This is a genomic window from Winogradskyella sp. (genome assembly GCF_965656915.1).
In the GTDB taxonomy this organism is placed as follows: Bacteria; Bacteroidota; Bacteroidia; order Flavobacteriales; family Flavobacteriaceae; genus Winogradskyella.
This window is the reverse complement of sequence record NZ_CBFHMI010000024.1, coordinates 1-16,071: the sequence shown is the minus strand read 5'-3', so window position 1 is coordinate 16,071 and position 16,071 is coordinate 1. Positions and strand designations below refer to the sequence as shown.

The 16,071-nt window shown below is 32.3% G+C and carries 13 protein-coding genes and 1 pseudogene; 5 read left to right on the top strand and 9 right to left on the bottom strand.

Translation table 11 applies throughout. The annotated features are described in order from the left end of the window. The first annotated feature begins 76 nt into the window (after positions 1-76). The gene (locus ACTG3Y_RS07900; RefSeq protein ID WP_439152385.1) at positions 77-814 is read left to right on the top strand and encodes a hypothetical protein; all 738 of its coding nucleotides are present in this window, start codon (positions 77-79) and stop codon (positions 812-814) included. On the opposite strand, the gene ACTG3Y_RS07895 is transcribed toward ACTG3Y_RS07900, so the two are convergent. Next, the gene (locus ACTG3Y_RS07895) at positions 804-1,385 is read right to left on the bottom strand and encodes a pseudouridine synthase (RefSeq protein ID WP_439152384.1); all 582 of its coding nucleotides are present in this window, start codon (positions 1,383-1,385) and stop codon (positions 804-806) included. The genes ACTG3Y_RS07900 and ACTG3Y_RS07895 overlap by 11 nt on opposite strands. Further along, a complete protein-coding gene (locus tag ACTG3Y_RS07890) occupies positions 1,364-2,179 on the bottom strand; it encodes a DUF1853 family protein (RefSeq protein ID WP_439152383.1) in 816 nt (271 codons plus the stop codon). Before ACTG3Y_RS07890 ends, ACTG3Y_RS07895 begins: the two co-directional genes overlap by 22 nt. Before the next feature lie 135 nt (positions 2,180-2,314). Between ACTG3Y_RS07890 and ACTG3Y_RS07885 the strand changes: the two are divergent. Continuing rightward, positions 2,315-4,435, top strand: a pseudogene (locus tag ACTG3Y_RS07885) (elongation factor G). 12 nt (positions 4,436-4,447) lie between these two features. Then, on the top strand, positions 4,448-4,840 hold the full coding sequence (locus tag ACTG3Y_RS07880; RefSeq protein ID WP_439152382.1) for a hypothetical protein: 393 nt from the start codon (positions 4,448-4,450) through the stop codon (positions 4,838-4,840). A 70-nt stretch (positions 4,841-4,910) separates the two neighbouring features. Here ACTG3Y_RS07880 and ACTG3Y_RS07875 read toward each other — a convergent pair whose 3' ends face one another. The 3 genes from ACTG3Y_RS07875 to ACTG3Y_RS07865 form a co-directional block, all read right to left on the bottom strand. Then, a complete protein-coding gene (locus tag ACTG3Y_RS07875; protein WP_439152381.1) occupies positions 4,911-9,524 on the bottom strand; it encodes a PQQ-dependent sugar dehydrogenase in 4,614 nt (1,537 codons plus the stop codon). A gap of 139 nt (positions 9,525-9,663) precedes the next feature. Next, positions 9,664-11,172, bottom strand: coding sequence for a fibronectin type III domain-containing protein (locus ACTG3Y_RS07870; RefSeq protein WP_439152380.1), 1,509 nt, complete (start codon positions 11,170-11,172; stop codon positions 9,664-9,666). Then, a complete protein-coding gene (locus tag ACTG3Y_RS07865) occupies positions 11,162-12,037 on the bottom strand; it encodes a hypothetical protein (protein WP_439152379.1) in 876 nt (291 codons plus the stop codon). Before ACTG3Y_RS07865 ends, ACTG3Y_RS07870 begins: the two co-directional genes overlap by 11 nt. Before the next feature lie 233 nt (positions 12,038-12,270). On the opposite strand from ACTG3Y_RS07865, the gene ACTG3Y_RS07860 reads away from it, so the two are divergent. Continuing rightward, a complete protein-coding gene (locus ACTG3Y_RS07860) occupies positions 12,271-12,825 on the top strand; it encodes a DUF4251 domain-containing protein (RefSeq protein ID WP_439152378.1) in 555 nt (184 codons plus the stop codon). Between the two features lie 2 nt (positions 12,826-12,827). Here ACTG3Y_RS07860 and ACTG3Y_RS07855 read toward each other — a convergent pair whose 3' ends face one another. Further along, positions 12,828-13,148 (bottom strand): hypothetical protein, encoded by a 321-nt coding sequence (locus tag ACTG3Y_RS07855; protein ID WP_439152377.1) that lies wholly within the window; start codon positions 13,146-13,148, stop codon positions 12,828-12,830. Between the two features lie 120 nt (positions 13,149-13,268). After that, entirely contained in the window at positions 13,269-13,427 is a 159-nt protein-coding gene (locus ACTG3Y_RS07850; RefSeq protein ID WP_439152376.1) for a hypothetical protein, read from the bottom strand. A gap of 125 nt (positions 13,428-13,552) precedes the next feature. On the opposite strand from ACTG3Y_RS07850, the gene ACTG3Y_RS07845 reads away from it, so the two are divergent. Next, entirely contained in the window at positions 13,553-14,419 is an 867-nt protein-coding gene (locus ACTG3Y_RS07845; RefSeq protein WP_439152375.1) for a winged helix-turn-helix domain-containing protein, read from the top strand. Position 14,420: 1 nt separating this feature from the next. Here the strand turns inward: ACTG3Y_RS07845 and ACTG3Y_RS07840 are convergent, their stop codons facing one another. Then, positions 14,421-15,404 carry a PorP/SprF family type IX secretion system membrane protein gene (locus ACTG3Y_RS07840; RefSeq protein ID WP_439152374.1) on the bottom strand — a complete coding sequence of 328 codons (984 nt, stop codon included), beginning with the start codon at positions 15,402-15,404 and terminating at the stop codon, positions 14,421-14,423. Between the two features lie 28 nt (positions 15,405-15,432). After that, on the bottom strand, positions 15,433-16,071 hold a 639-nt coding region (locus tag ACTG3Y_RS07835), incomplete at its 5' end, for a T9SS type B sorting domain-containing protein (protein WP_439152373.1).

The following is a 16,071-nucleotide window of genomic DNA, read 5'->3' as shown; positions in this document are numbered from 1 at the left end:
ATTTTTATACGTTTATTTTGAAGTAGGTATGGTTTTTGTACCACATGTTTACAAACAAAAACTAATCTAAATATAAGTGAAATCTTTAAAGCCCATATTCTTCTTATTCTGCATATTATGCGGTACAACGGCTTTTTCTCAGGTAAAAGAAGTAAAAGACAAAGAAAACAAGTCTATACGTATTCCAGCTGAACCTTCTAAGAAAAAGAAAGATTCTACACCTGTTAAAATTAAAGTTGCACCAAAATTAGATAAGAAAGACGATAGCTTAAGCGGCAATTCTAAACCTATTGAAAAGAAATTTATAATTAGAGAGTCTGAGAAGCCATTCTCTATGATAGATGATGATGGATTAAAAAATCCTGGTGAAATCTTCGAAAAACGCTGGAAGAAAGAGGCAGCAAAAGGAGGCATTATCAGAACTATGTCAGACCAGTTTTTAGGTGAACATAACGTTGATACAAAGTTTGTAAATATTATATGTAGAGACCATGAATATGCAGATGGTGATCGTGTACAAATAATGCTAAATGGCTACATAATCAAATCTAATTTATTACTTACAAACAGTTATAGAAGAGTAGAAGTCAATCTCGCTGAAGGTAAGAATATTGTAGAAATTACAGCACTTAACCAAGGTGACTCAGGTCCAAATACTGCAGAATTTGTGGTTTATGATGATAAGGGAAAAGTTATTTCTTCTAAAGAATGGAATCTTTTAACAGGTGTAAAAGCAACCATCATTTTTAATAATGAAAAAACTATAATAAAAGAGAAAGCTTCAGAAGAAACAGAAGAAGCTTCTAATAATTAATAGAAATTTTATCGCCTGGTTCCATATCATTTAAGTGATAATTACCAATTCTTACACGTACTAAACGTAACGTAGGTAAACCAATCTTGGCGGTCATTTTTCTAACTTGTCTAAACTTACCTTCTTTTATTGTAATTGATAACCAACTTGTTGGACCATGCCGTTCATCTCTAACGAACCTGTCGTAGATGTGAGATGTATCATTCAATAACATCGAATCATATGCTTTGGTAATATATGGCTTCCCATCTACAGAGATTTCAACTCCTTCTCGCAACTTATCGATATGAGAAGCTGTAACTACACCATCGACCATAACATGATATTCTTTTTCTACTTTAGAGCTGGTAATATAATTACTAAATTTTCCATCTGTTGTAATTAATAGTAAGCCTTCAGATTTCTCATCTAAACGACCTACAGCCATCATATTTTCTTCAAACTGGAACAAATCACCTAATAGCTTTTTAGATTTTCGTTTTGTCTGTCTATTTACGAACTGACTTAAATAACCATAGGGCTTATATATTTTATAATATATGTGTTCTATCACCACCATGTAATAAAACATTTTAATAATTCATTTTTACTATTTTTTAGCCAACATAAAGGCGATTGCCCATTCTCTATGAAGTTGCTTATTTCTTCTTTAGCTATTAAAAAACTTTGCCATTTTACTCCAAGAATTGGTTCAGATAACCATTCTAATTTTTTAGGTATATAAAACTCGTAATTCTCTAATTGATGAATTCTGTCAAAGCTTATAAACCAGCCTATAACACTCAAGGTATTCAATGGACTTATATCTTTTTTATCACTATGAAATGGTATAAATAATTGTGCTTTAAAACAGACATGCTGCTTTAAAGCACTCATTTCAATATCATGTTTTGTCAATAGATATTGTGTTTCATTTTGATAGAGTAGTGGTAATTGTTTTTCTTTTAGTTTCTTAAGCTTGTAAACTAATGTATCATTTCTGTTTGGGCCAATCCATTTATCAAGAGGATTTTCAGATTCTATGGGTTCATCATATAGGTAAAATTTATAGACGATTTCAAGATGTATTGGCTTATCATCTTCAAGAAACAAAACATCGAGTTCACCTATAGTAATTTTCTCGTTTTTAATTTGAACATTTTCGGCAATTACTTCTATCCTGTAATCATTATTTAGTTGATGAATAACAAATTTTTCAACCCATTTTCCTAGTCTAAGTTTTTTAACTTCAGGTTTTAAAGAATAGTCTGCTGGTGTATGTTTCGGAGAATACTGGTCGATATCAAGAATTTTATTACTATTCCATAGTAAGGGTGTTTTCTGATAACCCAGAAATAAGTTTTTAAAATTATAAGAATGGTTCAAATTATTGAATCGGATTAAATTGACATGATAAAAATATTGAAAACCTAACTAATATCATGTTTTTTCTTTTAAAGTAAAAGTACCTTTAAAGGTATAATTTTTAAGAAATTCTAATCGATAAAAATCACAAAGTATATGAAAGTATTTGATAACAAACACATTAAAAATGTGGCGTTTGTTGGGACACATCGTACCGGCAAAACCACCTTATCTGAAACTATGCTCTTTGAAGCCGGACTAATAAACAGAAGAGGTAGTGTAGAGCAACAAAATACCATATCGGATTACCATGAATTTGAGCACCAACGCGGTGCTTCTGTTTTTGCTACACCTTTGCATACAGAATGGCGCAACTATAAAATCAATATAATAGATACTCCTGGATTAGATGATTTTATTGGAGAAATAATGTCCTCTATTCGTGTTGCAGATACTATTGTAACTGTAATTAATGCCAAACATGGAGCAGATATTGGGACAGAAATAATCTGGAATTATGTAGATAAATATCATAAGCCAACACTATTTGTTATTAACAAAATAGATAGTGAGAGAGCTGATTTTGAAAAAAGCTTTGAAAGCCTAAAAGAATTAGTTGGCAATAATGCTGTACTAGTTCAGTATCCGGTAAAAATTGAGGGTGCGCAATGCATTATTGATGTATTAAAAATGAAGTGTTACAAATTTGGACCCAATGGTGGTAAACCTGAAAAATTACCAATTCCTGAAAATGAAATGGAATATGCCAAACAACTTCACAACGAGCTTATAGAAAAAGCTGCTGAGAATGATGAGGTGTTAATGGAACTTTATTTTGAAAAAGGCACGCTTAATGAAGATGAACTTAGACAGGGTATAAAGTTAGGCATGCTAAATCACGATTTCTTTCCTGTATTCTGTGTTTCTGCATTAAATGATATGGGTACAGGTCGTTTAATGGGCTTTATAGACAATGTTGCACCAGCAGCTGCAGATTTAAAACCAGAACAAACTATTGAGGGAGAGTTGATAAAACCTGAAGTAAATGCGGATACCTCTTTATTTGTATTTAAAACCATCTATCAGCCTAATTTAGGACAGATAATGTTTTTTAAAGTAAAATCTGGTGAAGTTAATGTCAATGACAAATTGTTTAATACCAGAACTGGTGAGTCTGAGACCTTGAATCAGTTATTTATTATGGATGGTAAAGAAAAACATACTGTCCAGAAACTAACAACAGGCGATATAGGTGCAATCACAAAATTAAAGTATACAGAAACTAACGATACCTTGGCAACTTCACCTGAAGGCGGCACAATAAAACCTATTAAATTTCCTCAACCAAGACTTGTAAAAGCAGTTTTTGCAGAGAACACTGCCGAAGAAGAAAAGTTAAGTGAAGCTTTAAAACGTATTCATAGTCAAGACCTTACGTTTGACTTAAGCTATAACAATGAAACATATCAAACCTTAGTTGGTACACAAGGAGAACTGCATTTAGCCACTTTAACGTGGTTATTAGAGAATATTTACGATGTTAAACCGCGATTTGAATCTCCAAAAATATCATATAGAGAAACTATTCAAAGAAGTGCAACGGCTAACTACAGACATAAGAAGCAGAGTGGAGGATCTGGACAATTTGGCCAGGTACATCTTAAAATAGAACCTTATTATGAAGGTATGCCAGAACCATAAGGATTCTCTCTTAGAGGTAAGGAAGTAGTTGACTTACCTTGGGACGGAAAACTGGTATTTTATAACTGTATTGTAGGTGGTGTTATAGACCAACGTTATTTACCGTCTGTAATGAAGGGTATAATAGAAGTAATGGAATCTGGACCATTGACTAAATCTTATATCCGAGATATAAGAGTAATGGTATATGATGGAAAAATGCACGCTGTAGACTCTAACGATATTTCATTTAAAATTGCGGGAGCCCATGCGTTTAAAGAAGCATTTTTAAATGCTAATCCTAAATTATTAGAGCCTGTAGAGCAGATGATTCTCCGCGTACCAGAACAGATGGTAGGTAATGTTATGACAGAGCTACAAAGTAGAAGAGCAGTAATACAAGGCATAGAAACTGAAGCACATTATCAAATATTAAAATGCACCATTCCTTCTGCAGAACTAACCGATTTTTCTAGTCAGCTTAGATCTATTACACAAGGAAGAGCAACTTATTCTTCAAAATTTGAAGGTTATGCTGCCGTACCAAACCACGTACAAAAACAATTAGTAAAAGAACAAGAATTAATAACCACATAAAACATCATAGACATGGAAAGTAAAGTAATGTATTTTAGCGATTTAAAGTTTAATATAGAAACCTGGAAAAGAGAATTACGCTTTCATTTTAATGAAATGGACACCTTTCAAGAAAAATTAGAAGAAATTGCTTCTCGTATAGAGGATCCAATAGAATTAAAAAAATTAGAAGTGTTTCAGAATCGCATCATGATAGAAAAAGATGCCATTTCTAAGCTTTTACATAGATGCCGCAATAAAATTGCAAACATTAATAATATTGATTTTAACGAAAATATAGATGGAAGACTTCAAAATGAGCAACATACGCTAAAAGAAGATATGAGAACTTATATAAAATTACATTATGATCTTAAGGAAGAAATGATGGATTACTTTCTTGAAGTTTTATTGGATTTGTCTTAACTAATATCTCAGTACATCAAAAAAAAACCACAAGATAATTCTTGTGGTTTTTTATGATATAATACGAAACCTAGTGAATAACGACTTTCTTAAGTATTCGCTGATTTAAAGTATCTTTCAATTCTACAATATAAATACCTGTACTTAATAAAGACACATCTACATACTGCTTAGTTAAGTTTGTATTTAAAATTTGGGTTCTTACAATTCTACCATGAATATCGTATAGATTCAGAATTGTCTTATGCGCTAATTGGCCACCTATAATTACATTTTTAGTTTCATTATCACTGTATATTTTAATAGTATCTAGAGCTTGTTCAGGATTATTAAGAACAACAGTTTGAAATCTTAGATAAAATCTACCTGTACCACTTAAGTTATTATCAGTCGTGAAAATATAATCACTCGTATTCAATAAGGTAAAAGTACCGGCATATACATCCTCTAGATATATATTAATATTCTCAGGTATATCGATATCAGCAATGCTCACTGTTATTTGTTGCCCTTGTAACGCGTTAAGACCTAACGGTATAGTTACGTTACTTATGACATCCGTATTTAATACCTGTATCGCTAATGGTTCACCCAAATTAGCTTGAACCAAATTAGAAAATATTGAAAAGTCTGGAGTATCACTATTAAATAAACCAGCATCATAACCTGGATCTAAACCTATCGTAGCATCCTCTGTAAAATAAAACTCTGTGACATACTCTGAAGTTGTATTTGATACTTTAAGTTTTAAATAATCATAGTTTTCTTGGTTTAACCTCCCTAAAATAAAGTCATCAGTTGTTACGCCTATACGCATGTCTGGTGTAAAGCTTATCGTTGCACCATTAGGCTTTGTTTTGACAAAAAAGCCTTGCCCAGGTGCAATTAGCGAATCTGAACTGATATTATTGAGAATAACCCAACCATCTGTTGCATTATCATCATAACCATAAATAGCCTGATGCACATTTGGATCGAGTTCATTTTTATTTAGTTCAAAAAACGTATTAAAACTTATATATGATGAATATGGGTTTCCTACCAAGTTCCAACCACTAAATTCAGTTGGGCTTTCAGTAATAGGCACAGTTACAGTAGATGTTTCTAATTCACCAGAAAAGGTTATTGTAGTACCATAAATATTGTCTTTGTTTATGTCTCTTGCTGCTCTATATCCATTTCCATTAATAATTATTTTAGAAGCATCAGAATTTGTTGAATACATTTCATAAGTACCATTACTCTCATTAAACGGACCAAATAATTTCTGATGCGTAGCGTCTGGATTCTCATATATATTTGGGTTGCTTGCAGCAAAATTCCCAAAGGATTGACCGCTTACAGGACTTGAGATTAAATCATTCCCAAACACATCATGATAGTCATTTACATGTCTTTTGTAATTTATTTCTCCAGTGCTGGTACCAATTACAATTAAACTAGAATATTTTGAAGAAGTTGATTCTAAATTTAGAATACCTTCATTTATCAAATTACCGTTTACAGTTACACTAGCTCCTTCTTTTATGATTAACGTAGCTGCAGATGAAATTTCTAAATTATTAACATTAACATTAGTATTTTCAGAAATGGTATAGACACCATCTCCAAGTATCACATCTTTACCGCCTGTTGTTTCTGAAGGATCTTCACCATTAATCCATTGTCCATCACAAAATAGCATACAATTATTAGGAATACTTATCCCACAATTATTACCTGGAGATAAATATTGAATTAATGCTGCTTTTGGAGTTGTAGCACTATCATCTGCTTCAATTAAAGACGTTCCCCCACGTCCTCTTAAATGTATACTTACTAAATCATAATTACCGTCACTAAAGATTTGAACTCTTACACCTAATGTTTCAACTGGAGTTTGTGTTCCGCCTCCCCATTCAAAAATCCCACCATTAATCCAACCACCTTGACCAGAGTCTAGCGTTACCCAATTTCCATCACTAAAGTAACTAATTTCCCACATAGAATTGGGCTGTGGCTGATTAAGATATGCACCACCAAATGTTATATAATTGACATATTTTTCAGTAGGCCAAGTTACTTCCCAATTGAAAGCATCATTGATATCTGGAGTACCTAAATTTTGCATATAATGTACACCATACTCATTATAATCAGTAGAGGTGTAGTAATTTTCGATACGAGGATCGTACAATATTTCTTCTAAACTGCCACGACCATTAGTTACTGAACCGGCAAGTCGGGCAGAAGGTAATAACGCAAGATTAATCATATCATCAGGTGCATTTAATGAATTATCAGGTGGATCTAATTGATCTATCCAATCTTCAATTAAGTCTACCGCATCCTGATCTATTATGGTCTTAGCTATTGGTGGCATCATTATAATCTGATCAACACTATTCATTCTATGAAATAATATAGATTTTGAAGCATCTCCAGGATATATAATTTCTTCATCAGGAATACCAAGAGGAGTCAAGACACCAGCTTCTAACAGACCTGTAGCTGCTAAATTATTTATCATTCTCAAATCAAAAGCCGCTCTATTATCCGTATCTGGTCTATGACAATAGGCGCAGTTCAAATCCATGTAGGATCTAGCTTTTTCATCTAGAGTTGCATTAGTATCATAAATAGATTTATAGGTTAATAACTCTGAGGTTTCATCATCTGTTATAGTCTCATCAATTATACCAAGGTGACTTAAAGTTACTAATTGGTTCGCTGTTATATTTGTTTCATCATAAGTAAAGTCTTTGTTTAGATACCTAGTTTTAAGCCCTATAGCACCTTTGTTTGCACTGTTATGGCAAGCAATACATTCGGTATTAGATGGGAAGTGCCATGTTTGAGTTCTTGTGCCTCCATCTGTAGTTGCAATATCTACGATTTCATCTAACTCAACACTTTGTAATACTGCATCGGTTTGATTGTCGTTCCAGTTATAAGTAAGAAAGTAAAAATGCCCGTCTTCACCCATAATTGAAAAACGAGTTTCTACTTTTTTTGAAATATTAGGGTCAGAATCGTCTACGCTTAAATCAAAATGCTTAATCAGAACTGAACCAATAGGAAATTCCCAATCACCATTTTCTGAATATTTAATTTGTTCTCCTGGTGTATCATGTGTGCCGTCATTTGGTATCGCTATCCATCGTCTTTTTAATGCACCATCTGACCAAAAAGAATCTACCAAATCATATTGCACCACGCCATCTATAACATCTAAGGTACTTAAATCGGTAAACAAACCCGTCTCAGATAATGTTTGAGGGAATAAATCAAAATTTGTTGTGGTGGATGTCATTTTATAAATAGGTGTATTAAATCCACCTTTTAATAAAAACAGTTCTCCTGTATTATCCTGACCAAATGAAATAACATCTTGGGGTAAAAAATTACCTAAAAGTTCATACTCACCAGATTGTGTATCTACTGACCATATCTCATCACCAACACCAAAATCTGCACAAATATATCTACCATATAATTCTGGCATTTCTGTTCCTCTGTAAACAAATCCGCCTGTAATAGAATTAGCTTCTTGCGGACTAAAGGCTACTAAAGGAGTTTCATGAGGCATATTATTTAATAAATTCGGGTAACATCCAGGACCTGCTATAAAGCCTTCATACAAAGGCCATCCATAATTTTTTCCTTTTTTCAATATGTTTATTTCCTCGTGAGTGTCTAGTCCAACATCTCCAATATAAAATGTACCATCAAGTTTATCTCTTGTCATTCTATGCGGGTTTCGTAATCCAACACTCCAGTATTCTTCAAAATTTAAACCTGAAGGACTTAAAAATGGGTTATCATTAGGAATCCAATACTCTACACCTGTTATTTCGTCAAACTCTCCAGCATTTTGTGGCATTCTTCTAATTGCAGGATGACTCTTGTTTGGGTCTTTATCTACATCAATTCTTAACACTCCACCATCTAAATTATTTGTGTAATCCTGAGCCGTTTGCCATGATGCCTGATCTCCAGTAGTTAAATATAAAAATCCGTCTGTTCCAAAATCTAATCCACCACCTCTATGAGTAGTTCCATACATACGACGTTTTAGTAGGGTTGTTCTAGAATTTGAGACAAATGCCATGCTACCTGGATTTACTTCAAATCGTTCAAGGATTAAGAAGTTACCTTCATACTCATCTATAGAACAATTTTGTGTGGTATATTCACCAAAACCAGGAGAATCTTCTCCGTTCCAATTTTTTGTGGCGTAATACACGTAGAAGTAATTATCACCATTGCCAAAATTAGGATGAATTGTAAGACCTAAAAACCCACCATCTGAAACCATACCAACTTCGCCAGAAAGATCTAACAATAGATTCTTGGTTGCAGTTTGCTCATCATTTTCAAACCAATAGATAACACCATTTAATTGCCCTAAAACAATTTTGTTTTGATTTGGTACTTGATTAAATGTAATTGGATAGAAAAAACTAAGGTTTTCAAAAGCCACTCTATAAGGTTCTGGACTTGCAGTTGATAATGGCGGAAATACGCCATTTAAATATGGACCAATTGGTTGAGGAGTATATAAGCCTGGACCAATCCAAGCGAGAACACTTAGAAATAAAAAAGTTGATAAAATAAAGATAGAAGTTCTGATTTTTGAAAACGTATTGTATTCAAAAAGACGTAACCGAAACGCAGTCGTACGGCGGTGTACAAAATTTTTCATTAATGAAGAGAATAATAATTAATAGCACTTTAAAGTTACTCTAAAATCATAGAGTATTTGAGGTGGACCCAAACAGTTACTAAAGTAATTATCAACAATTTTTACTGATATGATTTGTATCAGTAAAAGAGTTTTTTTATCAACGAATTATTAACTTTTTTGAATATTTTCCATCTGAGTTTGATGTTAATTCAAGAATATAAATACCACTTTGGTACGGAATTACATCTATAGTTTGATAAGTGAGATTATCATCTAATGAGTTTGAAGTTACGAGACGTCCATTTATATCATACAATTTAAATGTAGTGCCTAATGGTATTCGACCATTAAGAATGACCAACCTATTATCATTGTCTGAGTAGATATTTATGTTACTAAATATGTTTGAAATTGTACCTAATGTATCTTGAGTATTTGTAATAGTAACTACATCGCCTGTTGGTGGATTAAATACATCTAATTGTGACGGCAGTATAAATGGATTTGTATTACTGGCAGAACCAACACTTGACGCGTTATTAACTCTAATGGTTCTTAGTTCTATTTTGCTAGGATCTACAAAAATTAACTTAAACTGATTGAATGAACCAGAGTTTCGGGTCCAGCTCTTGTCATCATCATTTGGTCGTAGAGGTGCTCCCCAACACCCTTCGCCTGTATAGACTGTTCCGTAAGTTTGATCTACCTCAAAGCCTTCATCATTATTTGGCTCCGAAGATGGTTTTACTGGCCAAGTGGTCTTTGTCATATGCGAGTCACAATCTACCACCAAGCGTACTCCTTGGGTATAAAACAACTCTGCCCAAGCACTATATTGATTATTGTTTTCTGCTTTCCAAGCCGTATGAGGACGCATCGGTTTATGGTATTGTGCCATTTTCCATTTTAAGGCAGTAGGTGCTGTGCTTAAATCGTTTTGCAACCAAGTTAATTGATTACCTAATACAGAAATTTCAGTATTTAAGGTATATGCTCTAATTAAGTCGTCTCCAAAGGTAATCGCATAATATGAATCTGTATTTGGAGTATCAAAAAGTTTATAAACACCATCGGCATCATCTTCATGATTTCCTCTAGCTGGTATTATAGGAAACATCCTCCCATCATTAGCAATAGTTAATTGCCAGTCATCAAACCAGTTTTGCCATTCGGTATCTGTATCATCATCTGTCATATCACCACCAAAAAAAACCGCGTGCGGTTTTAGCTTACTTACTAATAAATTCGCATTTTGTCGTGGAAGTCTGTTATTTCTAGAATCACCACCTGCAATAAAAGATAAACGGCTATTATCATCTGGCGCGGTTCTGAACCAAAATCGCTGACTCGTGCTTTGGCTATCTTTTATTATGAAATAATAATTGGTGTTAGGCTGTAGACCTGTTAGTCTAACAAAACGATTTTCCATACTCTTATACAATACGGACCTATCAACTGCCTGTGAATTGTTATATAACGTATGATTAGTACCATAATCAGTTGTATCGAAATATATTAATGGATTAGTACCTGAGATTTGGTTCCATGCTATAGTTATTGATGTAGCCGGATTATCAGAAATTATTATACGATACTTGTCAGTATTGGCATAGCTAAAGAGAAACCCAAGAAAAAACCAATATGTAAAAACTAACCTAACTTTCATCTACCGTAAAATTTAATTCTTGTTTAAAATTGTTTCTTTCTAATACATATACAACTAACGGAATAATACCATGTGATAAACGATATATCATTAAGTACGCTGAACCATGAATTGATGCTGTTACAAAATTACTATTAAAACCAGCAAATAACCTTGCTAAAGCAGTTAAAAAGCCCCAAAAAATCATATATAATAAGGCGTATTTAGAAAACCTTGGAGCAAACAATAAAATAGTCAATGCCACATCTAAAAATCCAACGAAGAATAGAAAGTATGTCGCTTGTTGTTCACCGATCCCTAATATTTTAATAGTCATATCTAAAAAATGACCTGGTAAATAAATCAATCCCATTGCAAACAAACCGTGAGGTATAAATGTTAATACTATAGCAAGTTTTAAACTAAAAATTAATTTTTTATTATCACCAATAAAATTACCATTTAGTAATAAAACCAAGGGTGCAGCAAATTGAATTGATAATTCAAAAAACTGTAAAAAATTATAGTTCTTGTCTTTTACTAAACAAACACCTAAAATAATTAGAATAAGCAAGCCAAGTCCAACAATTATTCTTTTTAACTTTTTAATTTTTAATTTTTCCCATAATAAACATACAAATGCTGATAGTAATAAAATAAAGCTACAAATCTTTGTAAAACTATCTATATATCGATTTACTCTTATACTCGTGGCATAATCATACCAAGAATGGTTAAAAAGACCTTCTACTATAGGAGTTAATAAACTTTCATCCCATAATATTGCTCTAAATGGAGCTCCAAAAAAATAAAATTGATAAGCTCTTCCTGCAAAAACAAAGAAGGCACAAAGTTTAACTAATGTTATTATTTTAAATTTATTCATTTAGAGCAGTCAAAAATAACTAATAAGACGCTAATAAACTCCTATTATCGATTAATTGAATACAAATCCTTTGAATCGAAATTGCTAATTACATTATTCGATGTCCAACTTCTAATATATTGAAAAATGAACGATTCCTGTCGTAATTTAGTTTAAAAGTAATAAAGATAAATATTGTTTTTATTAACATATCATTGTTAAAATAACTTAGTGCTATTTTGTATATTTAAAATATGAAATCGAAAATTTTATTAAGTCTTTTTGTTACAATTTTTTGTGGTTGTGGAAGCACCAAATCTGAAAGTGAATTGGCAACTGAATTAGCGTATTATAACGACATTAAAAATCTAGTTAGCAGTAAGTCATTTCGAATAGATGCGGAGTCTGCATTTCCGATACAATCTAGCGATGTGATGGATGTAAATAACGCCTTATTACGACAAACAGAAAATGTTGGTGGACGCATTTCTTTAAGTGGAAATGAAGATTTTCTTTCTGTGAAGGGAAATACTGCAAAAGCCAATATGTCGTATTTTGGAGAACTAAGAACTGCTGGATACTCAGATTCAAGAGATACAAGTATTATATTTGATTCAGAAATGACATCTATTAAAATAACTGAAAATGACAAAAAACAGCAAGTAAATGTTAATTTTAAAGTCTCTAATGACGTAGAGCAATTTATTATTAAAATGGTAGTTTTCTCTAATCGATATGCAAATATTAGCATCTATGGTTCTAGCAGAACTGCTATAAGATATAGAGGTCCTTTAAAAGCAATTGAATAATATTAAGACTTAACTTCACATACATTATCAATTAGTTTTATATTATTCAATTCAATCCAAATATCATTTTCGAACTCTAATGTAGACACTCTGAATAGCATTAGATATTTATTTTCATTTTCACAATACGATGTCTCCACACTAACATTTAATGTTATAACTTTTCTAGAAAAAAATGAATCATAGACTTTTATAGACCCTATGAAAGATGGAAGAATAGCATTGTCCTTTGTTGTTTCATTAAATGCAATAATCGTTTTAGGTACAGTAAAGTCCTTATCTTTATTTACAGCTTTCATTAAACCATCATAATAAAGTCTCATGTTAGTCTCAATTAATTTTACTGATGGTTGTTCGGTTAAATTAATATACCAAACATAGGCGTAAGTAAAGAATTCATTTCCTTCTGGATCACTCCAGTTTTTTGCAAATCTTAAGTCTTCCTATCCTTCAAAATTAATCTCTTGAGCAAAACCTAAGGGTAACGTAATAATTTCTTTTAGCCATGAACTATCTGCCTCGAGTATATGCAGTTCTTCTTGTGCTATTGACGTATTTATCACACTAAGAGCTACTATTAATACTGTTATAATTTTCTTCATTATCTAATGTTTTGTTTGAATTTAGATAAAACTACGTGGTGAAAGGTCAAAGAATGTCAAAAAAATGTAAAAGAAGTGTGAACAGTTGTAAATTGTCATAGATTTATTTGTTCTTTACAGTATATATGAAAAAGATATTATCATTTACATTACATGCGATTTTGCTTTACTTTTTATGTGTATTGACAATCTCTTGTGGTATAACAGATGAAAATGATTTCACTGAACGCACAAAAATAGCCTTAAGAGATGTTGGCAACAGATTACTTTTAAGCAATCAAGATTCTACCTCTTTAATATTACCTGTTAAAGCCATTGAAACCAATAAGTTTCAGTTGAATTTTGATAAACATTTAAAGTTTGAACCTAGTAAATTAGTTAGCATTGTCCAAGAAAGTTTTAAGTCTGTAGACTTACCACAGCATTACCGCGTTGAAGTTTTAAACTGTGACGATAGGGAAGTAGCTTACAGTTATCAAATGAGTGATGAGGATGAAAATACAATTACACCATGCGGTGGTAGGTTTTTACCTGATGGCTGCTATAGTATTGAAGTTAAGTTTACCGAACGAAAAGTTGAGCAATCATCGAATCACATTATTGCATATATAATTGGGCTTCTCGCTTTATTGGTTTTAGGCTTTTTAATATTCAAAAAAAGAAAACACAAACAAAACTTTTTAGATGACGAGCCTAATGAGAAGTTAGGACTATTTCGATTTTATCCTGAGCAAAATAAACTGGTTAAAGAAGCTGAAGAAATTGCGCTTTCTAAAAAGGAATGTGAATTACTGGCGTTGTTTGTTGCTCATCCAAATCAAATCATTAAGCGAGATGAACTTACAAAACGTGTCTGGGAGGATAATGGTGTTTATGTAAGTAGAAGTTTAGATACTTATATCTCAAAGCTCCGCAAGAAACTTAAAGCTGACACATCTATTAAATTAACTAATGTACATGGCGTAGGTTATAAGCTAGAAATATCTCAATAGATTATCTATAATAACTTTGACTAGTACCACGTGTACATGCACAATTACTGACTCCTTTTAAGAGATCTAATCCTATGGTTATCATATGTGTACCAGAGTTGAATCCAGACAAGTCATTTATTGTTAATTGATATGAATACGCAAAATAAAGATTACTCCACTGTGTTCCTGCCATTGGCCCAATGTTAAGCGGTTGAAAAAACTGGTCATTAAGAAATCTATAAGATGCTCCTATCCAATAGTAATCGCCTTTTCTGTTAAACTTTCGGTATTTAAAGTTAATGTCTGTACTAGATCGTTTATCACTATCAAATAATTGAAAAAATACAGATGGTTCAAATTCCACATCTTTATTTCTTTTATTCTGAATCACATAACCAGTGTATAATTGATAATTTAAAAGCTTTCCAGGTTCAAGGCCTACAAAATCCTCAGTATCTTTTGAAATTAAATTATTAGCATTAAGACTAGCATAAAATGGACCGTATCTATAGAGTATACCAGCATCAAAATTATCATTACTTATAGACCTGTCATCAGTTATTGAAGGATCAATAATTGGTATATCATAGGTTGTATTAAAGTTCTCAATATCAATTCTAAAACTATTGATGTTATAAGAAATACCTAATGATAAATATTGTTTTGTTTTATAGTCTAAAGTTAAGTGATGTGCAAAAGAAAACTTAACACCTTTTTGACGTGTATTACCATTTTTATCATTGTAGGCAGACACTCCTATACCAGAGCGATTTCCTATTCTAATATCTGCATAAATAGATTGATTATCTGGTGCGTTCTTAATACCAACCCATTGTGTTAAACCATTAGCTCTAATCTTTAAATTATCACCTATACCTGCATAGGTTGGCGAAATTACAAAATCGTTATCAGCTAAATATTGCGTAAATACAGGTAAATTCAACTCCTGACTGTAACTGTAAGATACAATCATAAAGAAAATATATAGTGTAATTTTTTTCATCTTAGTTTCTTTTAATTCTTATGGATTATTACCTGTAAAGTGTAAAGTGTCCAACAAATTCTTTATCTACATTTGGATCGTTTGTTTGTACTACAAACCAATAATCGCCTGTTGGCAATTCAGTGCCATTATATCTTCCATCCCAAACTTCACCAACACGATAGGTTGCTACTTTTCTACCATAGCGATCAAAAATATCAAAGGTTAGATTTGGGTAATTTTCTGTACAACCTGGTGCCCATGTATCAAATTCACCATCACCGTTTGGTGTAAACCAATTAGGAATACATATATCAACAAATTCTAATTCTATTTGAGCTGTTGCAACACATCCACTAGAATCCGTAACTGTAATGGTGTATAAACCAGATTCTGTAATAGTGTAGTTGGTTTGATCGCCATAGTCTTCACCATTCATAGTGAACTGGTATTCACCAGCACCACCTGATGCATTAGCTATAAATTCATTAAGCTCGCCTTCTGTTAAGGTTAGTGTGACTGGGTCAAAGCCTTCAATTGAAAACTCATCAGTTCTTTGAATACATCCATCTGTATTTCTTACATCAATATAATGCCCTATACCTATTGGCACATTAGTAAATACATTACTGGCTTGAAATGCCCCTCCATCTAAGGAATAATCTAATGATTCTAAGTCTGTAATAGA

Bases quoted from the DNA above. Each gene is read 5' to 3' on its own strand.
- ACTG3Y_RS07895 (WP_439152384.1), bottom strand. From the start codon at position 1,385: ATGTTTTATTACATGGTGGTGATAGAACACATATATTATAAAATATAT.
- ACTG3Y_RS07880 (WP_439152382.1), top strand. From the start codon at position 4,448: ATGGAAAGTAAAGTAATGTATTTTAGCGATTTAAAGTTTAATATAGAA.
- ACTG3Y_RS07875 (WP_439152381.1), bottom strand. From the start codon at position 9,524: ATGAAAAATTTTGTACACCGCCGTACGACTGCGTTTCGGTTACGTCTT.
- ACTG3Y_RS07870 (WP_439152380.1), bottom strand. From the start codon at position 11,172: ATGAAAGTTAGGTTAGTTTTTACATATTGGTTTTTTCTTGGGTTTCTC.
- ACTG3Y_RS07865 (WP_439152379.1), bottom strand. From the start codon at position 12,037: ATGAATAAATTTAAAATAATAACATTAGTTAAACTTTGTGCCTTCTTT.
- ACTG3Y_RS07860 (WP_439152378.1), top strand. From the start codon at position 12,271: ATGAAATCGAAAATTTTATTAAGTCTTTTTGTTACAATTTTTTGTGGT.
- ACTG3Y_RS07855 (WP_439152377.1), bottom strand. From the start codon at position 13,148: ATGAGACTTTATTATGATGGTTTAATGAAAGCTGTAAATAAAGATAAG.
- ACTG3Y_RS07850 (WP_439152376.1), bottom strand. From the start codon at position 13,427: ATGAAGAAAATTATAACAGTATTAATAGTAGCTCTTAGTGTGATAAAT.
- ACTG3Y_RS07845 (WP_439152375.1), top strand. From the start codon at position 13,553: ATGAAAAAGATATTATCATTTACATTACATGCGATTTTGCTTTACTTT.
- ACTG3Y_RS07840 (WP_439152374.1), bottom strand. From the start codon at position 15,404: ATGAAAAAAATTACACTATATATTTTCTTTATGATTGTATCTTACAGT.